Origin of the sequence: Lentilactobacillus buchneri (assembly GCF_018314255.1) — a bacterium.
GTDB classification, from domain to species: domain Bacteria; phylum Bacillota; class Bacilli; order Lactobacillales; family Lactobacillaceae; genus Lentilactobacillus; species Lentilactobacillus buchneri.
This window is the reverse complement of the sequence record NZ_CP073066.1, coordinates 1537291-1562249: the sequence shown is the minus strand read 5'-3', so window position 1 is coordinate 1562249 and position 24959 is coordinate 1537291. Positions and strand designations below refer to the sequence as shown.

At 44.7% G+C, this 24959-nt stretch carries 21 protein-coding genes; 5 read left to right on the top strand and 16 right to left on the bottom strand.

Annotated features, from left to right (window positions below):
* Positions 1 to 99: 99 nt before the first annotated feature.
* Together KE627_RS07355 and KE627_RS07350 are read right to left on the bottom strand one after the other, a co-directional pair.
* Positions 100 to 1725, bottom strand: a complete 1626-nt coding sequence (locus tag KE627_RS07355; RefSeq protein WP_013728862.1) for an ABC-F family ATP-binding cassette domain-containing protein — start codon at positions 1723 to 1725, stop codon at positions 100 to 102.
* Positions 1726 to 1876: 151 nt separating this feature from the next.
* Complete coding sequence (locus KE627_RS07350) at positions 1877 to 2536, bottom strand: histidine phosphatase family protein (protein ID WP_013728863.1); 660 nt, start codon at positions 2534 to 2536, stop codon at positions 1877 to 1879.
* Between the two features lie 185 nt (positions 2537 to 2721).
* On the opposite strand from KE627_RS07350, the gene KE627_RS07345 reads away from it, so the two are divergent.
* Positions 2722 to 3543, top strand: a complete 822-nt coding sequence (locus tag KE627_RS07345; protein ID WP_013728864.1) for a ZIP family metal transporter — start codon at positions 2722 to 2724, stop codon at positions 3541 to 3543.
* 377 nt (positions 3544 to 3920) lie between these two features.
* Here KE627_RS07345 and KE627_RS07340 read toward each other — a convergent pair whose 3' ends face one another.
* Positions 3921 to 4850, bottom strand: a complete 930-nt coding sequence (locus tag KE627_RS07340; protein ID WP_068479136.1) for an IS30-like element ISLpl1 family transposase — start codon at positions 4848 to 4850, stop codon at positions 3921 to 3923.
* A gap of 414 nt (positions 4851 to 5264) precedes the next feature.
* Here KE627_RS07340 and KE627_RS07335 point away from each other — a divergent pair, with 414 nt between their 5' ends.
* Positions 5265 to 5840, top strand: coding sequence for a hypothetical protein (locus tag KE627_RS07335; RefSeq protein WP_136861078.1), 576 nt, complete (start codon positions 5265 to 5267; stop codon positions 5838 to 5840).
* A 67-nt stretch (positions 5841 to 5907) separates the two neighbouring features.
* On the opposite strand, the gene KE627_RS07330 is transcribed toward KE627_RS07335, so the two are convergent.
* The 7 genes from KE627_RS07330 to KE627_RS07300 all read right to left on the bottom strand — a co-directional run bounded on the left by KE627_RS07330 (position 5908) and on the right by KE627_RS07300 (position 12783).
* The gene (locus KE627_RS07330; protein ID WP_013728867.1) at positions 5908 to 6270 is read right to left on the bottom strand and encodes a hypothetical protein; all 363 of its coding nucleotides are present in this window, start codon (positions 6268 to 6270) and stop codon (positions 5908 to 5910) included.
* 202 nt (positions 6271 to 6472) lie between these two features.
* Positions 6473 to 7330: an aldo/keto reductase gene (locus KE627_RS07325; RefSeq protein WP_013728868.1), complete on the bottom strand. Its 858-nt coding sequence runs from the start codon at positions 7328 to 7330 to the stop codon at positions 6473 to 6475.
* A gap of 15 nt (positions 7331 to 7345) precedes the next feature.
* The gene (locus tag KE627_RS07320; protein WP_041805762.1) at positions 7346 to 7906 is read right to left on the bottom strand and encodes a sugar O-acetyltransferase; all 561 of its coding nucleotides are present in this window, start codon (positions 7904 to 7906) and stop codon (positions 7346 to 7348) included.
* Positions 7907 to 8396: 490 nt separating this feature from the next.
* Positions 8397 to 9821, bottom strand: coding sequence for an L-arabinose isomerase (gene araA, locus KE627_RS07315; protein ID WP_013728870.1), 1425 nt, complete (start codon positions 9819 to 9821; stop codon positions 8397 to 8399).
* A 58-nt stretch (positions 9822 to 9879) separates the two neighbouring features.
* Positions 9880 to 11253, bottom strand: a complete 1374-nt coding sequence (locus KE627_RS07310) for a sugar porter family MFS transporter (RefSeq protein WP_041805764.1) — start codon at positions 11251 to 11253, stop codon at positions 9880 to 9882.
* Positions 11254 to 11491: 238 nt separating this feature from the next.
* Entirely contained in the window at positions 11492 to 12574 is a 1083-nt protein-coding gene (locus KE627_RS07305; RefSeq protein WP_013728872.1) for a GntR family transcriptional regulator, read from the bottom strand.
* A gap of 35 nt (positions 12575 to 12609) precedes the next feature.
* Positions 12610 to 12783 (bottom strand): hypothetical protein, encoded by a 174-nt coding sequence (locus tag KE627_RS07300; protein WP_013728873.1) that lies wholly within the window; start codon positions 12781 to 12783, stop codon positions 12610 to 12612.
* Between the two features lie 185 nt (positions 12784 to 12968).
* On the opposite strand from KE627_RS07300, the gene KE627_RS07295 reads away from it, so the two are divergent.
* The gene (locus KE627_RS07295) at positions 12969 to 13985 is read left to right on the top strand and encodes an aldose epimerase family protein (RefSeq protein WP_013728874.1); all 1017 of its coding nucleotides are present in this window, start codon (positions 12969 to 12971) and stop codon (positions 13983 to 13985) included.
* A gap of 101 nt (positions 13986 to 14086) precedes the next feature.
* Here the strand turns inward: KE627_RS07295 and KE627_RS07290 are convergent, their stop codons facing one another.
* The 6 genes from KE627_RS07290 to KE627_RS07265 all read right to left on the bottom strand — a co-directional run bounded on the left by KE627_RS07290 (position 14087) and on the right by KE627_RS07265 (position 22236).
* Positions 14087 to 14872: a CPBP family intramembrane glutamic endopeptidase gene (locus KE627_RS07290; RefSeq protein WP_013728875.1), complete on the bottom strand. Its 786-nt coding sequence runs from the start codon at positions 14870 to 14872 to the stop codon at positions 14087 to 14089.
* A gap of 261 nt (positions 14873 to 15133) precedes the next feature.
* Positions 15134 to 16303 carry an acetate/propionate family kinase gene (locus KE627_RS07285; RefSeq protein WP_013728876.1) on the bottom strand — a complete coding sequence of 390 codons (1170 nt, stop codon included), beginning with the start codon at positions 16301 to 16303 and terminating at the stop codon, positions 15134 to 15136.
* A 211-nt stretch (positions 16304 to 16514) separates the two neighbouring features.
* Positions 16515 to 18059 (bottom strand): gluconokinase, encoded by a 1545-nt coding sequence (gntK, locus tag KE627_RS07280; protein ID WP_013728877.1) that lies wholly within the window; start codon positions 18057 to 18059, stop codon positions 16515 to 16517.
* 54 nt (positions 18060 to 18113) lie between these two features.
* Entirely contained in the window at positions 18114 to 19106 is a 993-nt protein-coding gene (locus tag KE627_RS07275) for a D-isomer specific 2-hydroxyacid dehydrogenase family protein (RefSeq protein ID WP_013728878.1), read from the bottom strand.
* A gap of 65 nt (positions 19107 to 19171) precedes the next feature.
* Positions 19172 to 20596, bottom strand: a complete 1425-nt coding sequence (uxaC, locus tag KE627_RS07270; RefSeq protein ID WP_056938696.1) for a glucuronate isomerase — start codon at positions 20594 to 20596, stop codon at positions 19172 to 19174.
* Positions 20597 to 20607: 11 nt separating this feature from the next.
* The gene (locus KE627_RS07265) at positions 20608 to 22236 is read right to left on the bottom strand and encodes a mannitol dehydrogenase family protein (protein ID WP_013728880.1); all 1629 of its coding nucleotides are present in this window, start codon (positions 22234 to 22236) and stop codon (positions 20608 to 20610) included.
* Between the two features lie 210 nt (positions 22237 to 22446).
* Between KE627_RS07265 and KE627_RS07260 the strand changes: the two genes are divergently transcribed.
* Complete coding sequence (locus KE627_RS07260) at positions 22447 to 23109, top strand: GntR family transcriptional regulator (protein WP_013728881.1); 663 nt, start codon at positions 22447 to 22449, stop codon at positions 23107 to 23109.
* A gap of 533 nt (positions 23110 to 23642) precedes the next feature.
* Positions 23643 to 24947, top strand: coding sequence for a PstS family phosphate ABC transporter substrate-binding protein (locus tag KE627_RS07255; protein WP_082602304.1), 1305 nt, complete (start codon positions 23643 to 23645; stop codon positions 24945 to 24947).
* Positions 24948 to 24959 lie beyond the last annotated feature (12 nt).

The following is a 24959-nucleotide window of genomic DNA, read 5'->3' as shown; positions in this document are numbered from 1 at the left end:
ATAACGAACATATCCCAGAAATGACATTAACTTGCTTGCCGCAAAAGACAAAAAAACGCCCACTTTGAGAAGTCTCAAAGTGGGCGTTAAATCGGCATTTTAATCGTATAAATCACTTAATTTTTTCTGAACGTCTGGGTGATTAATGAACTCATCGTAGGTTGTATCCGCCTTATCGATCAGACCGTTGTTTGATACTTCGATAATGTGGTTGGCGATCGTCTGAATGAACTCGTGATCATGAGATGTAAAGATGATCGACCCGGGGAAGTTCACCAAGGCCTCGTTCAAAGCCGTGATTGATTCCAAATCCAAGTGATTGGTTGGATCGTCCATCAGCAAGGTGTTGCCTTTTTGGAGCATCATCTTCGATAGCACGCAGCGAACTTTTTCGCCTCCGGAAAGGACGTTGACTTCCTTGTTCACATCATCCCCAGAGAACAACATTCTCCCCAGGAATCCGCGCAGAAAGGCGTCATCATCGCTGCCCTTTTCAGCAAATTGCCGCAGCCAGTCAATGATCCGCTGATCGTTATCTTTGAACTCGGAAGCAAAATCCTTCATCAGAGCAGACATCTCAACCGTTTGGCCCCATTTGATCTCACCACTATCAGGCGTGAGTTCACCAGCCAAAATCTGCATCAAAGTCGTCGTTGCCAAATCGTTACGGCTGACCAAGGCAGTCTTCTCACCTGGACGCAGAGTGAAGGTCACGTTATCAAGGATCTTGACACCGTCAATTGACTTGGAGAGCTTGTCGACTCTCAGCAAGTCATTCCCCAGCGGCCGGTTCTCCTCGAACTTGATGAAAGGATACTTTCTCGAAGACGGCTTGATGTCTTCCAGGGAAATCTTGTCTAGTTGCTTTTTTCGCGAAGTTGCCTGCTTGGATTTGGAAGCATTGGCACTGAACCGGGCCACGAAGGCTTGCAGTTCCTTGATCTTGTCTTCCTTCTTGGCGTTCGAGTCAGCCCGCATCTTGGCAGCCAATTGACTGGACTGCAGCCAAAAGTCGTAGTTACCGACATACATATTGATCTCACCAAAATCAACGTCACACATCATCGTACAAGTCTGGTTCAAGAAGTGACGGTCATGAGACACGATGATTGTAATCTTGGGGTAGTCAGCCAAGAAGTTCTCCAGCCATTCGATTGAGTAGACATCCAGTCCATTGGTCGGCTCATCGAGCAACAGGATATCCGGTTCGCCAAATAAGGCTCGGGCCAGCAATACCTTAACCTTTTGGCCTTCAGTCAACTCGCTCATCAATTGTTGGTGCAGATCTTCAGGAATTTCCAGTGACTGCAGCAATTGTGAAGCATCTGATTCAGCGTTCCAGCCGTCCATTTCAGCGAATTCGGCTTCCAAATTGGCGGCCTTGATGCCATCTTCGTCGGAAAAATCAGCTTTGGCATACAAAGCATCCTTTTCCGCCATAACGTCAGCCAAATGTTGGTAGCCTTGAATCACCGTCTGCATGACGGTCTGATCTTCAAAGCCATAATGGTCCTGGCTTAAGCTGGAAATCCGCTCGTTCTTATCAATGTGGATTTCACCGCTGCTTGGGGTCAATTCCCCCCGCAACAGTTTTAGAAAAGTTGATTTACCGGCACCGTTCGCGCCAATCACACCGTAACAGTTGCCCGGCGTGAATTTTAAGTTAACATCTTCATAGAGTTTTCTACCTGAGAATTGTAATCCCATGTTTTGAATCGTAATCATTGATTTACCTCGTTCAATAGCCTGCGCGCAGTCGCGTTCAAAAATACACCGACAGCCCACGTTTCCCATAATCAAAAACAATGGCCAGGGCTTGATTCGTCCTGACCAATACATGTCTTACAAATATATCATATTAATAGAAGAGAAACAACTAGACCTCGCCGAGATTGTTGAAGTACTCAACGTCAATGTCATCATCAGTGATGATCAACTTGGTGACACTGCCGTTCTTGGTGGCGACACCCAGATCCAGTTTCGGCGCGTAACGGTCAACAATTGAGCGGATCGTCATCCCGTGGGAGACGATCAGGATATCCTCGCCGTCATGGGTGTTTTGGCGAATTTTATCGAATCCGTGGTCGAGGCGCTCCCAGAACATGGCGTTATTTTCAGCATTGTTGTACAAGTCGGCCCGGTGAATCAAGTCTCGTGCCCGCTCCAAGCCAAAGTTGGTCAATACTTCTTTCTCGGTGGTCTCTTGAACTTGGGCGCCGACGAACTGCCACATTTGATTGAGATCGTTGCCTTCGAAATAACCGTGAAATTGTTCTCGTAATTCGGGATATTGGTAACTAACAATATTCATGTTATGCGGATTAGCTTTCAAAATAATTTTTCCGGTGTCGATTGCCCGACCGGAGTCACTGGTAAAGGAAGCGGCAAAATTAATCTTTGAGAGTCGTTTCCCAGCACTTTTAGCATCTTGAATTCCCTTTTCAGTCAGCGGAGAATCAATCCAACCTTGAACCTTGTTGTACATGTTCAAGTATGTTTGTCCGTGACGGACCATGTAAGCAGTAACCTTCGTCAAAAAATCATCCCATTTCTCAAAAATTTGCTTTTACATACCCTAAGTATAGCGGACTTATCATGGTTTAGCATTAAAAGTCACTTTGAATCTGAGAAATGTGAACCTGCCGCCAGACTGGCTTTCACTGCCAGCTTCTTGTTATACTTATGGTAGAAACTGAACTTTACTTATAAAGCGAGGTCGTTATGGACACTTTAATGAATTTTGCTCCCTGGCAGCAGGCACTGTTCGCCACATTATTCACGTGGGCAGTCACGGCACTGGGGTCGGCATTGGTATTTGCTTTCAAAACCATCCGCAGTCACGCTTTGGCCTTGATGTATGGGTTCGCAGCCGGTGTGATGATTGCGGCATCTTTTTGGTCGCTGTTGGATCCAGCCATCAACTTGGCTGAGCAGCAGGACCGGATCCCCTGGCTGGTCGTTGGTATTGGTTTTGCCGCCGGCGGATTCTTTTTGTATCTGGCAGATAAAATCATTCCCGGAATTTATTTAAAACGCGCTCGAACCGAGGGTAGTTCCCGAGCGACGGTTAAGCGGGCGATTCTACTGGTCTTTTCAATTACCCTGCATAACATTCCTGAAGGTCTGGCAGTCGGGGTGGCCTTTGGGGCTATCGGTGCTGCCGGTAATGGCGAACAGGCGGCAATGCTGCTGGCAGCCACGACGGTTGCCATTGGGATTGGCCTCCAGAACTTCCCAGAAGGCGCAGCGGTTTCGATTCCACTCCGTCAGGGCGGCATGAGTCGGTTCCGAGCCTTTATGTATGGTCAAGCCAGTGGTGCGGTTGAGCCGATCGCCGGGGTGTTAGGCGCCCTGTTGGTTGCTTCGGTCAACTCGCTATTGCCGTACGCCCTGTCGTTTGCGGCCGGTGCGATGATCTACGTCGCCTGCAAGGAGCTCATCCCGGAAGCCCACGCCAGGACTAAGGAAGAATCTCACTGGGCGATCTTTGGGATTATGGCTGGGTTTACGTTGATGATGGTGCTGGATGTGGCGCTTGGGTGATCCATCAGAAAACTAATATTTTGCATTTTTGAATGTCACATCATTTACAGCTCAGTATATATCAGTTATTTTGGTCCGTATCGGAAATTTCCAAATAACTTTGGATTCCAGCTGTACCTTGATGCCGTTTACCTTTGCTAGATAATAGACAGTATCGCCAGAACCTTGGTTATTTGAAAGCAACTTAATATGGATCCGCTTCGTCCGATAGTAACTTTGACGTAGCTTAACATTGATTCTTCTTTTTACGCTAATTTGTATCGTGGAATTATGCCCATTATTTTTAAATTCCCTAGACAATTGTTCCTGAGATTGTGATTGAACAACGGAATCCAAGGCAAAAAAATAATAACAATTGTATACGGTAGATTGCAAATTTAATCCGAATTTTTGGACAAATTTGTCAGCATAACCTGATACGGTGTTTGCCAGTCGAGTATTTTAAGCGGTCGCTGGTTAATTTGGAGTAACGTCGTCGTTAAATCTTGAGCACTAATGTGCTCAAAACGAGTCCCTTTAGGATAAAAATAACGTAAATTCCGATTAAAGCGTTCATTACTACCACGTTCAGCTGGAGTATAAGCATGGCAGTAATAGGTCTTAATACCATATTGTGATTCAAGTGATACTAGCCCACTAAACTCAGTGCCACGGTCCACAGTAAAGCTGTGCACCGGACCATTAAAAGTGGTTAGGAACTTAGTTAGTGCTTCATTAACAGTCGCTGTCGTCCGATCTTTTAACCGGTATGCCCAAAGGAACCGTGATTTTCGATCGATTAAAGTTAATAAAACTGCCTTACTATGCCCACGAGGACCAACGACTGTATCTAGTTCAAAATCGCCGATGCGATTACGTTGATTAATGATCATGGGACGCTGTTCAATTGATCGCCCCAAAGATTGATTATATTTGGATCGTTGGTCAACGTTACGCCGTTGGCGTACGCCATGTTCAGGTAGATCATTCAAGGAGAAACCAATTCTCCCCTGATTTAGCCAATTATAAATAGATTTAGTAGCTAGTTTAAATTCGTGAGCAATCATTCCTGGTGACCAGCTTAGACGTAAATGGTTGAGAATTTTTTGCTTTAACTCATCGCTCAGCTTAGTTTTCCGACCACATCGTGATCGCTTGTATTCGGCATCTGTTTGTGCTAATTCAGCCTGGTAAGGTTGACATCGAGATAATTCATAAGAAATTGTTGACGGTGATCGGTTCAGCCGAACGCCCATTTGGATATTGGACAGCCCTAGTTCACAAAAGGTTTCGATTTTAATTCGTTCGGAATAGGTTATACTAGACAAAAGATCAGCTCCTAAAAGATGGGTTTGTGGTAAACACCATTTTAAAGGAAGCTGATCTTTTTTGTCCGAACAGCGTTCGGATTAATTTTACAATCTACCATACAAGTATAAGTCCTATTGCGACATATACTATTGCAATTAAAATCGCTACTTGTCGTCGTTTCATAATTTTCCTTTTTTTACAAAGAATCTAAGTTGTTTTATGGTGATAAGGTCTTAAAATTAGAATTTTAGGTCAAATACATCTTAACAAAGGAGAAATATATCAACAAGGTAAAATGCTTTTTCTTAGCACTTGCAACACTTGTAACTCTACTCGTTGGATCCGCTCCAGCCTTAGGAGCTACACCATCATCTTCGGAAGACGATTCATCCCCACAAATTATACTTGTAGCTACATATTCTGTTTCGGATTTGGACAACGATACCTTAAGCAATATACAAAGTTTGCCACTAGAGTATCCCAACATTTCAGTCAGATTACTCAATAATCAACTTCGTGTTGAAATGACCATGCCACAAAATGATTCTGAGCAAGGAACACCTGATTTGCTGAGTTCAAATAAAGATCTCAGTTCAAGCACCAGCGTTGCATCAAGCTCTCCGAATGTAAGAGTACTAGACTATTCAGATGTCATACAGAACATGGATGAAGCAAATGGAGATTCAAATACTCCTAATGGAACATTATTAGGTGCATATCCAGGCCAAAATGTTGGTGACCATGTTTCTACTGGAACCCACGTGCATTGCAATAGATTTAACGGTCCAAAATCTGACCATCGATACTGGAGTCACTCAAGTGCTAAAGGACTTGCTGACTTTGCAGGCAGTGACTGTTATTGGCATCTTGCCGAATATGGGTGTTATGAGTATTCCATGGGACGTTGTGACGGACTCAATCATAAAAATAAAGGAGTTCATGATTGCTCTTCATGGTCGGGTGGATTATTCCATTCAAACTGGCCCAAAACTGCCTGGTACAGATAATATTGCTTTCCCTATCAGTCAACAGAAGGGCATCAAATGTGAGGCCCTTTTGGTGTATCCCCTTTGATCATTTGTTTCGATCCCACAAATCAACTGCCCCGATTGCAATCGCTAGAACCAGCAGCACAACAATGATCGGAAATAAAAAATAATTTCCTGAGATCACCTGCTGAATACCGGGAATCAAATTGACAACGAATAGCACTGCCGCAAGAATTATTAACACGGAATGGCGATATGTAAACAAGCGAACAATTCCACCAACTACGTTCATTCCACCGGCAAATATCAGCCAATAAACAGCGGCCATGCCCTTGGATATTGGTAACGGGCCCAGCGAAAAGATGTTGAGAAAGATCGCAATACCGCCAATTAGAATGAACAATAAGCCAATCAAAATCTGTGATAACTTCCTGCTACTCGTTTCCATGTTATTCTCCCCCAACAGATAAGTATGTTGCTAGAACTGCATCTAACTCATAATTCAGTTATATCGCTAATCTGTCAAAAAACAAGCTCGAGGAACGGAACATCACTTTTGAACTTCAGGTCGCTTTCTACAATCCCAATCAAAAAGACTTTGTTACTGAACGCTAATCAGTTCAGTAACAAAGCCTTTTTAGACTTCATCATTAATGATGCGGATACTGATGCCCAATCTCATACACCATCTCAGGCTCTTGGCTGATCCGAGTGTTCCGGTTCAACCCATCCACCTGTTTTATTTCATCTTCGCTCAACTCAAAATCATAGATGTCAGCGTTCTGCTTGATCCGTTCAGGATGAACTGACTTGGGAATGAATGAATCACCACGTTGAAAATGCCAGCGCAAAATGACCTGGGCGGCTGATTTACCATGCTGATTGGCAATTCTGACAATCACTGGATCATCAAAAATCCGGCCGCGACCCAACGGTGCCCATGCTTGAGTGACAATGTGATTTTCACGGTCGAAATCAATCATAGCCTGCTGTGAGAGGTATGGGTGGACTTCCAATTGGTTGACGACTGGCATCTCATTAGCTTTGGTTGCCAAATACTGCAGATGCAGCATGCCGTAGTTGCTAGTGCCAATCGACTTGACCAACCCCTGCTCTTTAAGGCTTTCAAATGCCCGCCAGGTTTCAAAGAAGTGGGTGTGAATTGGCCAGTGAACCAGTAGTAGGTCCACGTAATCCAACTGCAGTTTCTTCAATGATTCTTCGACTGAAGCAATGGTCTGATCGTATCCTTGATTCTCTTCAGCAACCTTAGTCGTGACAAAAATGTCCTCCCGGGCAACATCCAAGTCTTTGATGGCTTTGCCAACCGCAGCTTCGTTGCCGTACATTTGAGCGGTATCAAACAACCGGTAACCATCATCATATGCGGATTTAACCGACTTAATTAATTCATCTTCATCAGTCATCCGATAAACACCCAGTCCTTCTTGGGGCATCGTATGACCGTCTGCTAATTTGATTCTACTGCCAATATTCTCTTTACTCATCAAAATCCTCCAGTATTAATTAAGATGTTTTAAGATTCTGGCTGGATTGCCGCCAATTAGGACGTTGTCACCAAACGATTTTGTAACCACCGCTCCGGCTGCCACCACAACGTTATCTCCTAATGTGACTCCCGGAACGATTGTCGTGTTGCCGCCAACCCAGAGATTATCTCCTATTGTAACATTCCCAGGATATTCATAATTGGCGATCCGTTCCTTGGCTCCAAGGGGATGATTGACAGAATAAATCGAAGTGTTCGGTCCCAGCATGGCGTTCTTACCAATTGTAATCTTACCAACGTCGATAAATGTACAACCGTAATTGGCAAAAAAGTTCTCCCCGACTGAAACAGTGTAGCCATAATCACATTGAAAGGGGGATTGAATATCCACCTTTTCACCAGTTTGATGAAAAATTTGCTTAATCAATTGGCTCCCTTGCTCAGGATCTTGGCGGGCAACCCGGTTAAATTTATCTACCAGCAATCGGTTACGGTGCCGGTCCGCTGCCAATTCGTCATCCGTATTCAGGTACCGTTCTCCAGCTAACATTTTCTCTTTTTCACTACACATCATCAATTTCCTCCTATATATAAGCGCTATGTACAAAACGAGGTCGAGGCAAACGCAAATTTGTCTCAACCTCATTTTAGTTTTATGAAGTCCCGTCCGAAGCCTCTCGGGGGCTTTGTTGTTGGACTTTATGTTGAGTAATCTCTCGGGGTTACTCGGGTGGTCGTTTTAGGCTACCTAGTCGAAACGTGTTCCCTGGGGCAACAACCTACACCTAAGCCGGTTGTCAACCCCCCAGCTCACACTCTGCTGAAATGTGTTCCGTGAGCCAGATGCTAACTTCTAAGTGCACTTTAATTAAAGTCCCAAACCCAGGGACTTCAATCAAAGTACCCTTAGAAAACGCATCTCCCGGCTCACTTCACACTGTGCTGAAACATGTTCCGAGCAACTGAGGCTAACTTCTAAGTGCACTTTAATTAAAGCCCCAAACCCGGGGACTTCAATCAAAGTACCCTTAGAAAACGCCTCACCCGTTGCTCTTCACACTCTGCTACTTGATATCGTTAAACGTCAAGCCAAACATCGTAGCTAAGTCTTGGAATTGTGTCTCAGTAGCATTGAATGTCAAGACAGTGTGGTGTCCACCACCATCATGGATCCATTGAGTAGCACCATTCTTCAAGCCCATCTTTGGTGTCCACATTTGTTTTGCAACTGGCAGATGTGGAGTTGGCTTTGGAGCCTTGTGACCTTCAACAGCGTAACCGATCATGCGGTATTCATTACCAAAGTCTGAGATGGTAACATCCATTGCGTCACCTTCACGGCCGGTAAATACCAAACGTGCAGGATCTGCTTTGCCACCAATGTCCAATGGGTGAACTTCGACACGTGGCTTGTCGCTGGAAATGCCAGGGTCAACTTCAAGCATATGTGATCCAAGGATAGCTTCTTGACCCTTTTGTAATTCAAGAGTGTAGTCTTCCATGAATGCAGTAGCCTGATTATGAGTCATGATTTTAACTAAGCGGTCAAGGGCAGCTGTCTTCCAGTCACCTTCAGCACCGAAGCCATAACCATCAGCCATGAGCAATTGTGCTGCCAGGCCAGGTAATTGTTCCAAACCATAAAGGTCTTCGAAGTTGGTTGTGAATGCTGAGTAGTTACCTTTGTCTAAGAAGTTCTTGATTCCGAAGTATTCACGGATTTGGTAACGAACTGAGTGCTCGTACTTGTCCTTGTCATTGTCGCCTTGAACAAATTCGTACTTGTCTTGTAATTCCTTGTACTTGGCATCAATATCACTTTCAGAAACAGCGTTAACTGATTCTACCAAGTCGCCAAGTGCGTAGTAATCAACAGTCCAGCCAAATTGGATTTGGGCTTCAACTTTGTCACCTTCAGTAACAGCAACATTACGCATGTTATCACCGAAGCGGGCAACCTTGATCTTGAAGCTTTCGTCATAAGCGACAGCAATATTTTCCCAGTCAGCAATTTCGTCTTGAACTTCTGGATCACCCCAGTAGCCGTAAACAATCTTGTTGTTCTTACGAAGACGAGCATTGATAAAGCCGTATTCACGGTCACCATGAGCACTTTGGTTAAGGTTCATGTAGTCAAAATCAATGGTGTCATATGGAATGTGATCCAAGTATTGAGTTGCCAAGTGGAGTAATGGCTTTTGAAGTAACTTAGTACCACGGATCCAGTTCTTAGCTGGTGAGAATGTGTGCATCCAAGTGATAATTCCGGCTACTTTATCATTGTAGTTAACATCTTTCATTAATTGAGTGATGCTGTCTGCAGTGGTTGCAACCATCTTGAACACGATTGGGTAAGGTAATTTGCCAGAAGCATTTAACTTATCAACCATGTCTCGTGCATCTTTTTCAACGGATTTCAGTTGTTCTTCTCCGTAAAGATGTTGACTACCAGTAACAAACCAAAATTCATAATCAGGTACTTGTAACATAGTTTTCTCTCCTCTTGATGATTTATTATTTTTAGACAAAATGTCTAAAATTGGTTAACTATTTTGTAACGTTTGACGCAACGTCTTCTCCGGCAGCCTTATGAAGGTCAAGTTCGATCTCTTCAAGTGACTTACCACGAGTTTCAAGGAACTTGCTGTGGCATACCCAAATGGCAATTCCACAGATAACTGCGTAGAACAGGAAGGCATTGTCCAAGCCCCATGAGCTAAGCATCATTGGGAAGGTCAATGAAACGATCATATCAGCTGCCCAGTTGGTTGCTGAACAAAGTGATGTTCCCAACCCACGAATGTTCAATGGGAAGACTTCACCAATCAGAACCCAGGTAACTGGTGCCCAAGTTGTTGCATAAAAGGCAATGTAAACGGTCAGTGCCAAGGCACTCACAATAGCGGCAACGTGTGATCCATTATCGAACTTGAGGACGGCGTACATAACGACCAGTGAAAGGCCCATTCCTGCAGCACCAAACTCAAGCATCTTCTTACGATCAACTTTATCCATCAGTAACATAGCAACAACAGTTACGATAACGTTAACAACACCGATTCCGATATGGGCAAGTAATGCGGCGATAACTCCCCAGCCAACATCAGTAAAGATGGTTGGCGCATAGAAGATAACACTGTTACTACCAATAACCTGCTGGAAGATGGCAACGCCAAGTCCAGTAATCAATGCGGGACGAACACCCTTACCAAATAATTCTTTCCAGCCGCCAACTGGTGCTTTGGCAGTTTCTTCAATTTCAGTAAGAGCAACATCAACGGCTTTGGCATCATGCTTGTTGGTGTCCATCAGGACTTCGCGAGCTTCGTCAGTCTTACCAACCTTAACTAAGAATCGAGGACTTTCCGGAAGGAAAAGGGCTCCGAAGAAAAGAATGAAGGCAGGCAATGCAGCGAATCCTAACATCCAACGCCAGCCGGTATACAGATGAGCAAATGAGTAGTTCAAGATGTATGCCAACAAGATACCAATCATAATCATCAGCTGGAACATTGTAGCAACCGCACCATGCATGCTCTTTGGTGCCAATTCATGCAAGTAAGCTGGAATCAATGCTGATGTAATACCAACACCAATACCTAATACCACACGGGTAGAAACAAGTACCCAGAAGTCAGGCGCAAATCCTGATGTTAAAGCTCCAATGAAGAAGATAACCGAAGCCCAGATCAATAATTTACGACGTCCATAAGTATCCAAGAACTTACTTGTTGCCAAAGCACCGATAATCGCACCGATTAATACGGAACTAACAACCCAACCTTGTTGCCATGGTCCTAAGTGAAGTTGCTTTTCAATAAACAGAATCGCACCAGAAACTGACGCAATATCGTAACCGAAGAGCAAACCACCTAAGGCTCCAAACGTATATATAAAGCCATTATTTGTGACCTTTTTCAAAACGAGCACCCCATTCGTATTTTATTAAACCAATTATTGCAAAAACTTTGTGCGCACCTGTAAACGGTTTCTGACATCGCTTACAAAAAGAGTATAAAATATTTATACGCATAAATCAAGATATATTTTATTTGTTAGCACAAAATTTTTCTGGAAAATAAAACACGGACGGGAAATCCGCCGTGCATCACCTCCTTTCAAGCGAAGTGATCTTGGAATTTATTTTCTAAAAGCCGGATTAAATGCTTTTAGTGGAGGCTCGAACAATCAGATCCGAGTCTAAAATTTTTGAACTGCCATCCTTGCCATCCAACATATCTAATAATAGTTGGGCAGCCGTGTGGCCCATTTTTCGTTTTGGATGATCCATCGTGGTCAGCGTTGGATCAATATATTGAGAAATCTGATAATCATCAAATCCCGCAACCGAGATTTGATCCGGAACTTGAATGCCTTCTTTGCTTAACATCCCAATGACTTCAATGGCCAATTGATCGTTATAGCAGACAATCGCCGTCGGCAGGGCATTCATCTCAACCTGAACCCGGGTCTTGATCTTATCCAAGACGTCATGAATGTCATCGCTGGAACGATACATCATGATATCGCCCGAAGTTGAGACGTTGGGATGGGTCTGGTAGGACTTGATGAAACCGTTCATTCGATGGACGCCTTGGAGATCATCTACTTGAAAGACCCCCAAAACCCGTTCATGACCATGATCCAACAAATAGTCGACCAAAGTCTTTTCGGCATCCGTATCGTTGGTTTCAACGTATGGGAAATTTAATTGTGGATAATGGGCGTTAATGAACACCGCCGGCTTGCCGGAATCGACAATCATCTGGTAGACGTCGAGGTTCGGGTTGTCCAAGGTACTTCTGGTTGGTTCAATAATGAAGCCAACCACATCATTGTCCAGCATATTCAATAAGTTATGACGTTCTTTTTCATATTCATCATGGGTATTCCCAATGAGAATCGACAAGCCTTCATCAGAGATCACCTGATCGATGCCGCTGATGATGCTTGGGAAAATATAATTGGCAATGTGAGTTGTGACCACGCCGACGTTTTGATTGGATCGGTCAGAAGAGACCTTATTGTTGATCCAGTCGTTTACATACATACCGCCGCCTTGAACCCGATAAATATAGCCTTCATGCTCCAAGTCGCCAACTGCACGGCGGACCGTGTAGCGGCTGACCTTATACATTGCCATCAACTCGGACTCGGTAGGGATTTTATCGTTAATCTTGTATTTCCCGTTAATGATGTGTGATTTAATGTTCTTCTTGACCATGACGTACTTTGTTTCCATGATGAGATCCCCCCGCGTTCAAATTGATAAGTGTTCTACGTTAACATTAACAAGCCAAAAGTAATGAAGACACAAACGATTGCCCAGATACCAAAATGGTGATTGGGCTTCGTCTGATCTTTTCTGGCGAATTCATACATTGCCATAAAGATAAAAGCAATAATTAATAAATCGGTAATCCCCGATAAAACATACAAAATTGTCGTCATAATATAACCTCTCGAATTTAAATAAAATACTCCAGTAATAAAAATATCATACTTTGAGTAAAATTTATATAGAATTATACGGATAAATTAAAAAATTGGTATTGCATCACCGTACAAAAACATATTATAATACAGATAAAAGCGGTTTCACAACCGTAATTTATTTTCGTAAGGAGAAAGATGCTATGAATACCAAGAAAGAATTGTTCGATAAGTTAGATGGTCAAGACATTGAAAAGTTCACCATTACCAACGATCACAACGTTTCTGTTTCAGCAATTACCTTTGGGGCAACCCTGGAAGAATTCAACGTTCCCGGACCTGACGGCAAACCAACCAATATTTTGGTCAGTGTGCCCAGCAGTGAAGAATTGATGAAGAATCAATACTTCTGCCAAGCAATCGGTCGAACCGCCGGCCGAATCACCAACGGTACTTTCAAGATCAAGGGTCAGGAATACCACGTTGATTCAAACGAAGGCACCACGACTTTGCATGGTGGCCCCCACGGGTTCAACACCCAAATCTGGGACGGATCATTTGATGGTGACACCATCGTCTTCACCAAGCACATCGACTCTTCTGAGGATTCATTCCCCGGCAACATCGACGTCAAGATTACTTTCTCACTCAATAACGATAATGAATTAACCGCTACTTACAGTGCCAAGAGTGACGCCGACACTTTGTTCAACCCAACCCAGCATATGTACTTCAACTTGAGTGAGGGTGACAGCATCAACGGCCAATCACTTCAAATCAACGCCGACAAGTACCTTGAATTGAACAAGGACAAGACACCAACCGGTAAGAAAGTCGCCGTGGATGACACCCCATACGACTTCCGCGATAACCAAAACCTCAAAGTCGGTATCGCCGACATGAAGGCCGAAGTTGGTCACAGTTATGATGAAGTCTTTGAAATCAATGACCATCAAGACGACGAACCAGTCGCAACCTTATCCGATCCCGAAAGTGGCCGCAGCATTTCGATCAGTTCCAAGCGCAATGCATTGGTTGTCTTCACACCGGATGATTTAACCGGCACCAACTATCTCCGCGGAAAAGGCGGCCCATACATGGCAATTGCTTTGGAAGCCCAAAACTTGCCAGACACCCCTAACCACGAAGACTTTGGTGATGTCACCTTGCCAGCTGGTGAAGAAAAGACCTACAGCATTAAGTACAAGGTTGAATTCTAGACCCATCATTAATCAAACATTTCTCAAACAACTCAAAGAGCTCCAGATAAGAACGAAACCGTCCTTATCTGGAGCTCTTTATTGATGGAAAAATTCACTTGTTAGCCAATTGTGCTCTGTGCTTGCTGCTTCTCATATTCACGATCAAATTTTACGAGGTAAATCACACTAGCGACCAGAATGACACCAAAGACGCCGATAATCACCAACCAGTTCGTTGCATCAGGTACTGCGCCCGAAGCAATATCAGGTTGCCAATCAATCAAGAAGTGCAGGGCAATCGGCCAGATCAAAGTATTGGTCGTCACGCGAATCACAACCAACAAGAGGCCTAGCACGACTGTATAAACGACTTGCTGAATCACGCCTTCGATGTTGTCCTGACTCATATTCATCATATGCAGGCCGCCAAACACCAGCGAGGAATAGATGGCAGCTTTGGTGAATTTCAGGGAACGCCGGTGGTTCTTGGCGTTTTGTAGGAAGGCGGAAAACACCAATCCTCGGACCAGACTTTCTTCAAAGAATCCGGCTGTCAGAGCAATCAGAGTGTTAACCACAACGTGTCGGGTCGTCAAAGTGGTGACGACGGTCGCTGGCAACTCTTCCAGTAACAGCATCCCGATCACCGTGGCAGCAAAAATTGCGAACCACACCTTCAAATTAGTGGTTAATTTCAACCGGGTGGTTGTTACCTTATACGTTCCCACCTCCACGTACACGAAGGCAAAGACGATCAAACCATAAACCAGTTGGATCACCGAAAAAACAATTGGTGCCGTATGTTGAAATGCCAGCATCTCAATGACGTAGACAATCAGGAAGAAAATCGCCATCACGATTTGTTCAATCCATGACCGACGGCTTTTGATAATCAATAAAATCACTACTTTCTCAAAAAATGTTGACTACCTGCCGAAATGTTTAAAAGTATCAGCAGGCAGCCCGGTGTAACAGAATCTGCCACCGTTGCGCATGCTGAGTTCCCCCTCGCTTTGCATGCCATAATTAGTAATTACGCAATTTTCTTTCGTGATTTTTATTTTTTTGATCTGAAAGCCAAAAAATCTCCTCAGGCTAAAGGACTTCCTTTAACTTGAGGAGAATTTCATTTGTTTTATTTGAAACAATCGACCGATCTATGAGTCTTAAAGGGCTGCGGCCACATCCCGGACCATTGCCAACTCTTCATTAGCTGGAATTAAGAGGATTCTGGCTGATGAATCTTTGGTGCCCAAGTCGCCGGGCTTTTGCTGCTCGTTAAGGTCGCCGTCCAATTTGATGCCGAAAATTTCCAGCTTCTTAACAACCTGTTCGCGAACCCATTTGTCATGCTCACCAATCCCACCAGAGAAGACGATGGCATCGACACCACCGAGTTCAGTGATGTAGCTGGCGGCATACTTAACCGTTCGGTTGACAAACATATCCAAGGCTAATTTGGCACGGTCATCATCAGAGTCTTCCAAATCACGCATATCAGAGGAAACGCCAGAGACGCCTAATAGGCCGGAACGCTTGTTGAACATATCAATGACTTCTTCAGCACTGGCACCCATTTTCTTCATAAAGAAAGGTACCAAGGCTGGGTCGACATCCCCGGAACGAGTCCCCATCACAAGACCGTTCATCGGCGTGAACCCCATCGAAGTGTCATAACACTTGCCGTCTTTTTCAGCAGCAACAGAAGCCCCTGAGCCCAAATGAAGGGTCACTAATTTAGCGTGGTCATTGCCCAACGCCTTTTCAGCTTCTTGTGTAATGAAACCATGGTTAATCCCATGTTCACCATAGCGACGAATGGTAAATTTCTTGGTCAGTTCATAGGGAATCCCGTAAATCGAATTGACTTCCGGAACGTCTTTAAAGAAGGCACTGTCAAAAATCGCATACTGATCAGTGTCCGGCAAAATTCTGCGGATAATTTCAATGTATTCAGCTTCGACTGGATTATGAATCGGCGCAATATCGCCCAACTCAACAATTTGTGACAAACTATCATCGTCGATTTTGACGACTTTATCAAAGATGTCACTTCCAGCCACAACTCGGTTACCGATTGCGTCAATATCCCGTAAATGATCGATGACGCCAAGATCTTTAAGATTGTTCAACATAATCCCCGCCGAACGCTCGTAATCAATCTTATCTTCTTCGGCTTTATAGACTTCACCGTCGCCATACTTGATTTTGACTTTGGAGCCGGGCATGTTCAACCGCTCAACCTCACCGTCAGCGAGCACCTTTTCTTGGGGCATTTCAAACAATTTGAATTTTAATGATGAACTTCCTGCGTTGACAATCAGAACTTTGGACATAATCAGTACCTCCGTTGTTTTTATTGGATATTTCCATTCGAAATGAAAACGTAACCACAACTAAAAGTATACTATTTGTTAGGAGTTTGTGACAATATTAGCTATTTTAATTTTCCAAAATCACTACCAAATTGGGTGAATCATCGCACAACCAAAAAAGCGCCAATCCATTTCGCGCAACCGGCAGAAACGAATTGGCGCCTCAATCCAATTATTCATCAGTATCTGAAAATTCACGTTGATACTCCGCAATTCCTTCATATTCTTTAGAAAGATCGCGACTGAGCCGCAGATAAATCGGCATCAGGGTTCGATAACGTTTAAAGACGTCCTCGTTTGGTTCATACACGGTTTCCTTGCCCATATACTTCTTAATGTCTTCAAGGTTGTCTTCCAATCCCAAAGCCATTTTGGCAAGAAACATCGCTGCCAAACTACCACTCTCGTAAGATTCAGGAATGACAATATTGTGCTCGAAGATATCGGCCATCATCTGGGTCCAAAGAGTTGACCGCGCGAATCCGCCGGCAGCCAGAACGGCCTTGGGTTCGCCGGTAACTTCTTTCAGTGCCAAGGTAACTGAGTACAGATTGTACATAATCCCTTCCATAACCGCACGAATCATGTGGGCGCGGGTATGCTTGCGATTAAGGCCGAAGAACGACCCGCGGGCATTGGCATCCCATAATGGGGCACGTTCACCGCCAAGGTATGGATGGAAAATTAAGCCATCAGACCCAGCTGGCACCGTGGCAGCAATCTTTGAAAGCATGTCGTAAGAGTCGATGTGCAGCAGTTTTGCTGCTTCAACTTCACCGCCAAACAGTGAATCATGGGCCCAGTTGAGGACAATGCCACCATTGTTGATCGGGCCGCCAACCAGATACTTGCCCTTCATGACTGGGTAGCAGTACAAACGGGCTTTGGGATCCACCCGCGGTTTGTCGACGAAGGTCCGAACGGCAGCCGAAGTCCCGATGTTGATTGCCAGGACGCCGGTTTGAATCGCGCCGACACCAATCGTTGATAATGCGCCATCAGTAGCGCCCATGACAAAATAGACGTCCTTGTCAATGCCAATCACTTTGGCATACTCTGGCTTAATTCCTTGGAATTTATCAGTCGTATCAACCAACTCAGGCAGTTGTTTTTCAGTGAGGCCGGTTTCTTTGAGTGCTTCCTCGTCCCATTGGGCAGAATTCATGTTCAACAGGCCGGTTGCGGCAGCCATTGAGACTTCTTCTTTGAGCACCCCGGTATACTTCCAGATGATATATTCTTTGATGCCCACCCAATAGGCGGCCTGGCCAAAGATTTCCGGTCGTTCATTTTTAAAATAAAGCAATTTGTAGAAAGGTCCCATCGGGTGGATTGGCAAACCGGTTCGTTTGTACATTTCCATCCCGCGGCCATTCTGTTTGTATTCCGCCGCATACTTCTGGGAACGGTTGTCAGCCCACGTCAACGACCTGGTCAGCGGCTTAAAGTCCTTATCCAAGGCAATCAAGCTGTGCTGTTGGGCAGACCAGGAAATGGCAATCACTTTGCCATCCGTTATGTTGGCTTTTGCCACCACTTCCTGCATGGCAGAAACCGTCGCGTTGAAAATCTCATCCGGATCTTCTTCGGCCATATCAGGGGTGTCTTGATAAAGCGGATAGCCCTTATTGGCCTTGCCATAAATATTGCCGTCGGTATCATAAATCAGCGCTTTGGTGCTGGTCGTCCCAACGTCAATTCCAATAATATAATCCATCATCACATTCTCCGTTTCAGGTTCTCGGGTTGTCATTTATATAACCGGAACGCGTTAATCGTCCAAGTTATGAGTCAACTCACGTCCCGGACGTTTGCCGGCAACAATTGCCTTAACATCGCTGACACATTTTTCGCCCATGCCGTGAAGACATTCATAAGTATAAGCAGAAGTATGTGGCGTAACCAGGATCCGGTCGTTCTTCAAGAATGGATGGTCTGCCTTAACCGGTTCAACTTCCATTGCATCGGCAGCGTAGCCGGAGAGCTGACCAGACTTGATGGCGGCGCTGATGGCGTCTTCTTCAACCAGGGCACCACGGGCATTATTACAAATGTAAGCACCCTTCTTGAGGCTCTTAATGGTCTTGGAGTTAATCATATGAAGGCTGGTGTCATCCAGAGAAGCATTCAATGAAATATAATCACAGCGGCTAAGCAAAGTTTCAAGGTCAACGCGTTCAACGTTGTTGTTGGTAAACCATTCCGGTTCAGTTGCCGGATGTGGATCGTTGACTAAGACTGGTCCACCAAAGATACTGAACAATTCAGCAACTCGGCTGCCGATGTTACCACAGCCAATCACACCAAATGTCTTACCACTGAATTCGTTACCCATGAATTGGGCACGGTCTTCATAACGGCCGGCGCGTTCGCGTTCTGATGAAGGAACAACTTGGCGAACCAAGGCCATCAAATTGGCGAGTTCGTTTTCAGCAACGGAATTTCGTTCAACCTTTTGTGGGACGATGGCAACTTGAGTGCCATGTTCTTTGGCAGCGTGTAAATCAACGTTGTTAAAGCCGATTCCGTGACGGGAAATTAACAAAAGTTCATCTTTGTTATCGAAGAATTCTTTGTTAAAGAACGGGGTCACACTGGCAATAATGACGTTAAAGCCGTGAAGCTTTTCAGCTAAAGATTTACCGTCAATGTCGGTTGGCAGCATGAACCGCTTAACAGTCCCAATGCCTTCCAATTCCTTCCAATGCTCTGTGAAGACCTGACCAAAACTATTTGAATTAACAACTGCGATATTGTATTCCATGATGTTCTCTCCTTAATTTTAAATCATAATTGTTGGTGCACTAACATACTAGTTCTGCGATTTGGTTAATCTCGATCAAAGAAATGGAACTGATCGTGGGCATTATTATATGAAATATCTTCAACAATTTTGCCCAAGTAATCTTCGTCATCTGGTGCTTGGCCACGTTCAGCCCATTCACCAATGACATTACATAAGACGCGGCGGAAGTACTCGTGACGTGGATATGACAGGAAACTCCGCGAATCGGTCAGCATGCCGACGAAGTTAGGCAGAAGACTTTCTTCAGCCATGATCGTCAACTGTTTCTTCATCCCGCTGAAGGTGTCGTTAAACCACCAGGCAGCTCCCAACTGCAGCTTTTGAACGCCGTCTTGCTGGAAATCACCCATTCCGGTTGCTAATTCCATCCAGTCATTTGGATTCAATGAGTAAATGATCATCTTAGGGATTTGGTCCTCTTCCTGCGCATCCATCAAGAGTTTCATGAATTGCTGGGCCAAATCAGGCTGGGTTCCCATGGAGTCAAATCCACCATCAGTCCCAAAGCTCTTCAGCATGGGCTTGTTAGCGTTTCGGATGACATTCATGTGGAACTGCATCGTCCAGTTGAATTCTTTGTTCAGATGCATCAGGGCTTCAACCAGCATGGTTTGATACTGGTCGATTTCAGTCTTGGTGAGTTGCTTATTATTGCGGGCTTTGTCGATGATATCGTTCATTTCATCGTCTGAAGCTTTTACAAAGTGGAAGAAGTTGAGACCGTGGTCTGACAATCGGCCGCCCAGGCTTTCGAAGTACTGGAACCGTTGCCGAAGGGCGCCAACCAGGCTCTTAAATGAAGTAATCTTTTTGCCGGAAACTTTTGCAAGTTGGTCAAGATAATCGCCGTAACCGTCATCAGTCAAGTTGAACGCCTTGTCCGGACGCATTGCCGGCAATACTTTGAAGCCATTTTGGTCTTCTTCTTTTTTGAGCAACTTGTGGTACTTCAAATCAGAAGCGGGGTCATCAGTCGTGCAGACAACTTGAACATTTGAACGCTTAATCAAATTGCGTGGTTTAAAATCATCGGTGGCTAACAGCTGATTGGCCTTTTCCCAAATGGCAGGAGCGGTCTTGGTATTAAAGACATCATTAATCCCAAAGAAACGGCGCAGTTCGAGATGAGTCCACTCAAACAGTGGGTTGCCGAGGGCTTTTTCAATCGTGCCGGCCCATGCAAGAAACTTCTGGTAATCATCGCCGTCGCCGGTAATCAAATCTTCTGGCACACCATTTGCGCGCATCAACCGCCATTTATAATGGTCGCCAAAGTTGCCTTCGTTAATCCAAATTCGACTGATGTTCTTGTAATTTTTGTTTTCATAGATTTCCTTTGGATCCAAATGACAATGGAAATCGATGATCGGCATTTTTTCAGCATGATCATGGAACAGCTTTTTGGCCATTGGCGTGGTCAATAAGAAATCATCATTCAATAATGACATGGTTTGTCTCCTTAGTTAATTTGTTTAGCGTACTTTGATAACGTGTCTTCAAGCGTCTTGCGAACTGCACCAACCCCGCTGATTTGTGAGGTAAAGTAGCCTTCCACAACGTCGCCCAGGCCAATTCCATATAAGTCATGACCGAAGATCTTCTGATTGGATAAGATGTCTTTCAAGTGGGCATGAACGTCGGTCTTTTCGCCGAGCTTAATGTCTTGGACCTTTGGTTGGAGTTCTGCCAAGAGTGGATCGCGGCTTGGTTCAAATGGTTTGCCTTGGTCGTCAATGGCCATCAGGTAACGGCACCAAGTTGCGAGAACGAGTGGAATGAAGTGGAGGTCTTTTGGATCACGTTTGGGATCATCAATGTAATGCTGGATGGTGACGCCATAACGGATTGACAGCTTCTGTGACGTGTCGGCAGCGATTCGCTGCGGCATATCCGGAATGTATGGGTTAGGCAGACGCTTGTTCACCAACTGGTCGATAAAGGTCTTGGGGTTGATAACCTTAGGATCCTTAACAACCGGCAGCCCCTCAACGTAACCAATTTGTTTGATCAGGTTCAGCATGTCTGGATCGCTGACTTCTTTGGCAATTGAGTCAAAGCCAAGCAGGCTGCCGTTCACAGCCAACGCGGTGTGCAATGGATTCAAACAGGTGGTAACCTTCATCTCATCGGCATCATTGACGGTGTCGCGATCAGTCAGGGTGACGCCAGCGACTTTGTCCAAGGCTGGCCGGCCATTTGGAAAGTCGTCTTCAATCACCAGATAATGAACTTCTTCAGTGTTGGTGAAGGCAGCGATATTGGTGTGGCCAGGCGTATGGAAAATTTGATAGTCTTCAAAGCCGTCAGCCTTGAGCTTTTCTGAAACGGCTTCTGAAGGATTAGGCGTAATTCGGTCGATCATTGACAATGGGAAGCTAACCTTGTGGTCGTCTTTTAAATAATCAACGAAGGCTTCAGGCACCAACCCGTTTTCCTCCCAGCCTTCAGCGATAGTCAAAACACTTTTTTCGAGTTTTTCACCATTTTGAGAGAAGTTATCAGTGCTCAGTAAGGCCATTGGGTATTTGCCGGCTTTAAAGCGGGCAAACATCAAAGCAGTCAGGGAAGCCATGTTATTCTTGGGGGCCTCTGGACCGTTCTTGATATCATCTTCGATGGCTGGCAATAAGTTACCCTTGCTGTCCCACAAGTTGTACCCTTTTTCAGTAATTGAGAAAGTCGCCAACTGAAGAGCAGGATTTTCAAAAATCTTGAATAGTTTGTTCCAACCATCGGGATTGCTTTGGTCAAAGAACAAGGCATCGGCAACTGAAGCAAATAATTCTTTTTCAAAGTTACCATCCTCGTGGGTAATCACCCGGAGAATTTTATCGTTAAATTTTTTATAGGCGTCTTGGACAACGTCCTTGTCATGCGTTTCAGCAACGACCACGCCGGCATCCAAATCACCGGATTCAAGCAATCGATCGGCAATAGCAGCGTGGAAAGCTCGGAATAAGTTACCGCCACCGAAGTGAACCCATTTTGTGGCGCCCGTTTTTTGTTTAATATCATAAGTTGGAACCTTAATTCCAGCGTCAGCAAACCCCTGTTGATTGTTCAGGTAATCGTCAGTAATTTTTACCATTAATTAAACCTCCTGTATTGCGTTGCGTGAGCCAAACATGAACGTATGCCAGCTGGCTTAAAACAAAATAGTACACCAGTCCGCTGAATACGCTTTCGGTTTTATTATATTCTGATATATCAGATTGTCAATACCCCAGTTTTTTCAAGGATCTTCGTTAACTTTTTCACCAAAATATGCTAATATGATGATATCTAAAGGAGACTTATTATGTTGGATAATATGCGCAGTGACGCTTACAATGAAATTAAATATCGCATCATCCACTTCGACTACGTACCGGGACAGAAGATTTCCGAGAAGCTGATTTCCCAAGAGTTAAATCTTGGCCGAACCCCAGTCAGGGAAGCCATCATCCGTATTGAACGTGAAGGTTTGATCGAAGTGATACCTCAGAGTGGCACCTACATCACTAAAATTGATATGGCAGATGCCAAAAATGCCCGCTTTGTTCGTAGCTGCATTGAGCCCAAGATTATGGTGGACGCCGCTGTCAATATTTCTGATGAGGCCATCGCCACTATTCAGAAAAATTTAGATCAGCAACAGCAGACCGCCCTTAAGAATGAGCCGGATAACTTCTTTGATCTGGACCAGGAATTTCATCACGCTTTTTATAAGGTCGTCGATAAGGATACGGTTTGGAACTGGCTGCAGATTAATAACACCCAGCTCAACCGATTCCGCCGACTACGGTTGAAGGAAACTGAATTGGATTGGGATACGTTAACCAACCAACATACCGCAATTTTTAATGCCGTTAAGAATAAGGATATCGACGATTTGAGCTTCCTGGTTACCCAGCATTTGCATTTGATGCTGCTGGAAAAGCAAAAGGTTGTCGATGCGTATCCGGATTATTTCAAAAATTAGTGTGCGACGAGCAACGGGTGATGCGGTTTCTAAGAGGGCTTTGATTAAAACCCCTGACTTTGGGGATTTAATCAAAGCCCTTTTAGAAGTTAGCATCAGTTGCGTCGGAGCATAGCTCGAAAGCCGAAGGAACCTGTCAATTCCATAACTCCTGCCTACCTATGACAGGATATTCCTTGGAAAAAGATCGACATAAACATGATTGGAAACCAAAGAGAATCAGACCATGATGAACGTTTTATTCATCGTGGTCTGATTCTTTTTTGTACAGTAGGTCCCTGGGTCGTCGGAGCATAGCTCAAAAGCAGAAACCCCAGTAACTTCCACCCCAAAACAGCCTCCCACAGTTCATTTGCCTCAACCCTTACGAATACTATAATGATAATAGCATCACAAGGGGGGGACTCATCATCACTAAGAAACAAAAACCATACCGAAAAACATCGTGGTGGCTGCTAATCAGGTCACTATTACTGTCACCGCTCATCGTTGGTTCTGTTGGCGTCTACGGAATAACTTCGTCAGGTTGGGCTATGCTGCCGGCATTGTTCTTGAACGCAGTCTATTGGTATCGCTACAATCGCAAGAATCAATTTGCCAATTATCATCGCCAAATTTGGGCATTGCTGGTTGCCTTAATTTACTATTTCGGTTCACTGACGGTCGTTCTGGCAGCCGCCCGTTACAGCTACTTAGACACGGCCATCTATTATCCAGCCGCCATCCTTCCATATAACCTTTCTGCCCTATTTTTAGCATGGGGGCTGTTCTACCACAATCTCGGCTGGATGTTTGTCGGTACCTTTTGGTCGGCAGTCTTGGGGATTTTCATTTATCAGTGGCAAGCAAAGGAGCTGCCAAAGCTTCATCGTGGTCAAATCATGGGATTAATCATCATTTTTTTAATCAGCGGTTTGCCGATCTACCAAAATTTTGCAAATAGTCTGAAATATACTGATACATACGGTTCAAACTCGCTTAACTTGAACAAATACCGGCCATTCCGCAATAGCAGATCGCTGGCAAAGTTGAACCACCCAACGTCGGTCAAAATCACTGCCAATTATCCGCGGTTAAACGGTGCAACCGCCCTTTATCCCATGTATTCAGCGATTGCCCAAACTCTGTATCCGAAGGTGTCAACTAAACAAGGATCACAGCTGGTAAGAGTTGACTCAACGCCTAAAGCCTTTGATAGTCTGTTAACCAAAAAAGCTGATGTCATTTTCATGGCCAGTCCGTCAAAGGCCCAATTCAGAACCGCTAAACGACACCACGTTTATTTAAGATTGACTAAAATCGGTACCGAAGCATTCGTCTTCTTTGTGAACCAAAAAAATCCAGTCAAGACGCTGTCAACTGGACAAATTCAATCGATCTATCAGCGAAAAACCATCTTCTGGTCAAGTGTCGGCGGGCGATTTGCTTCTATCCAACCGTTTCAACGGCCAGAAGGTTCTGGCAGCCAAACGGCGATGGAGCAGATGGTAATGAAAAAGCACAAAATGGTCAAGCCCTTACGCTATCAGGAATTTGACGCCATGGACGGCGTGTTTGATGGGGTCGCTGGTTACAACAACCGGACCAATGCGATTGGCTACTCATTTAGATTTTTCGCGACGCAAATGATGCACAACAGACAAGTGAAATTATTGAAAGTCGATGGCATTGCGCCAACTGCAAAGAACATCCGCAATGGGAAATATCCCCTCATCGCCCATTTCTACGCCATTTCACGTGACCAACCATCCAAAAATTCTCAACGGCTAATCAGCTGGTTGAGAACTGATGATGGCCAAACTTTGATCAATCGAACCGGATATGTGGGCCTCAAGTGAGTGACACGCTAT

Coding starts and splice junctions, on each gene's coding strand:
- KE627_RS07355 (WP_013728862.1), bottom strand. CDS start 1,725: ATGATTACGATTCAAAACATGGGATTACAATTCTCAGGTAGAAAACTC.
- KE627_RS07345 (WP_013728864.1), top strand. CDS start 2,722: ATGGACACTTTAATGAATTTTGCTCCCTGGCAGCAGGCACTGTTCGCC.
- KE627_RS07330 (WP_013728867.1), bottom strand. CDS start 6,270: ATGGAAACGAGTAGCAGGAAGTTATCACAGATTTTGATTGGCTTATTG.
- KE627_RS07325 (WP_013728868.1), bottom strand. CDS start 7,330: ATGAGTAAAGAGAATATTGGCAGTAGAATCAAATTAGCAGACGGTCAT.
- KE627_RS07320 (WP_041805762.1), bottom strand. CDS start 7,906: ATGATGTGTAGTGAAAAAGAGAAAATGTTAGCTGGAGAACGGTACCTG.
- araA (WP_013728870.1), bottom strand. CDS start 9,821: ATGTTACAAGTACCTGATTATGAATTTTGGTTTGTTACTGGTAGTCAA.
- KE627_RS07305 (WP_013728872.1), bottom strand. CDS start 12,574: ATGGAAACAAAGTACGTCATGGTCAAGAAGAACATTAAATCACACATC.
- KE627_RS07300 (WP_013728873.1), bottom strand. CDS start 12,783: ATGACGACAATTTTGTATGTTTTATCGGGGATTACCGATTTATTAATT.
- KE627_RS07295 (WP_013728874.1), top strand. CDS start 12,969: ATGAATACCAAGAAAGAATTGTTCGATAAGTTAGATGGTCAAGACATT.
- KE627_RS07285 (WP_013728876.1), bottom strand. CDS start 16,303: ATGTCCAAAGTTCTGATTGTCAACGCAGGAAGTTCATCATTAAAATTC.
- gntK (WP_013728877.1), bottom strand. CDS start 18,059: ATGGATTATATTATTGGAATTGACGTTGGGACGACCAGCACCAAAGCG.
- KE627_RS07275 (WP_013728878.1), bottom strand. CDS start 19,106: ATGGAATACAATATCGCAGTTGTTAATTCAAATAGTTTTGGTCAGGTC.
- uxaC (WP_056938696.1), bottom strand. CDS start 20,596: ATGTCATTATTGAATGATGATTTCTTATTGACCACGCCAATGGCCAAA.
- KE627_RS07265 (WP_013728880.1), bottom strand. CDS start 22,236: ATGGTAAAAATTACTGACGATTACCTGAACAATCAACAGGGGTTTGCT.
- KE627_RS07260 (WP_013728881.1), top strand. CDS start 22,447: ATGTTGGATAATATGCGCAGTGACGCTTACAATGAAATTAAATATCGC.
- KE627_RS07255 (WP_082602304.1), top strand. CDS start 23,643: ATGCTGCCGGCATTGTTCTTGAACGCAGTCTATTGGTATCGCTACAAT.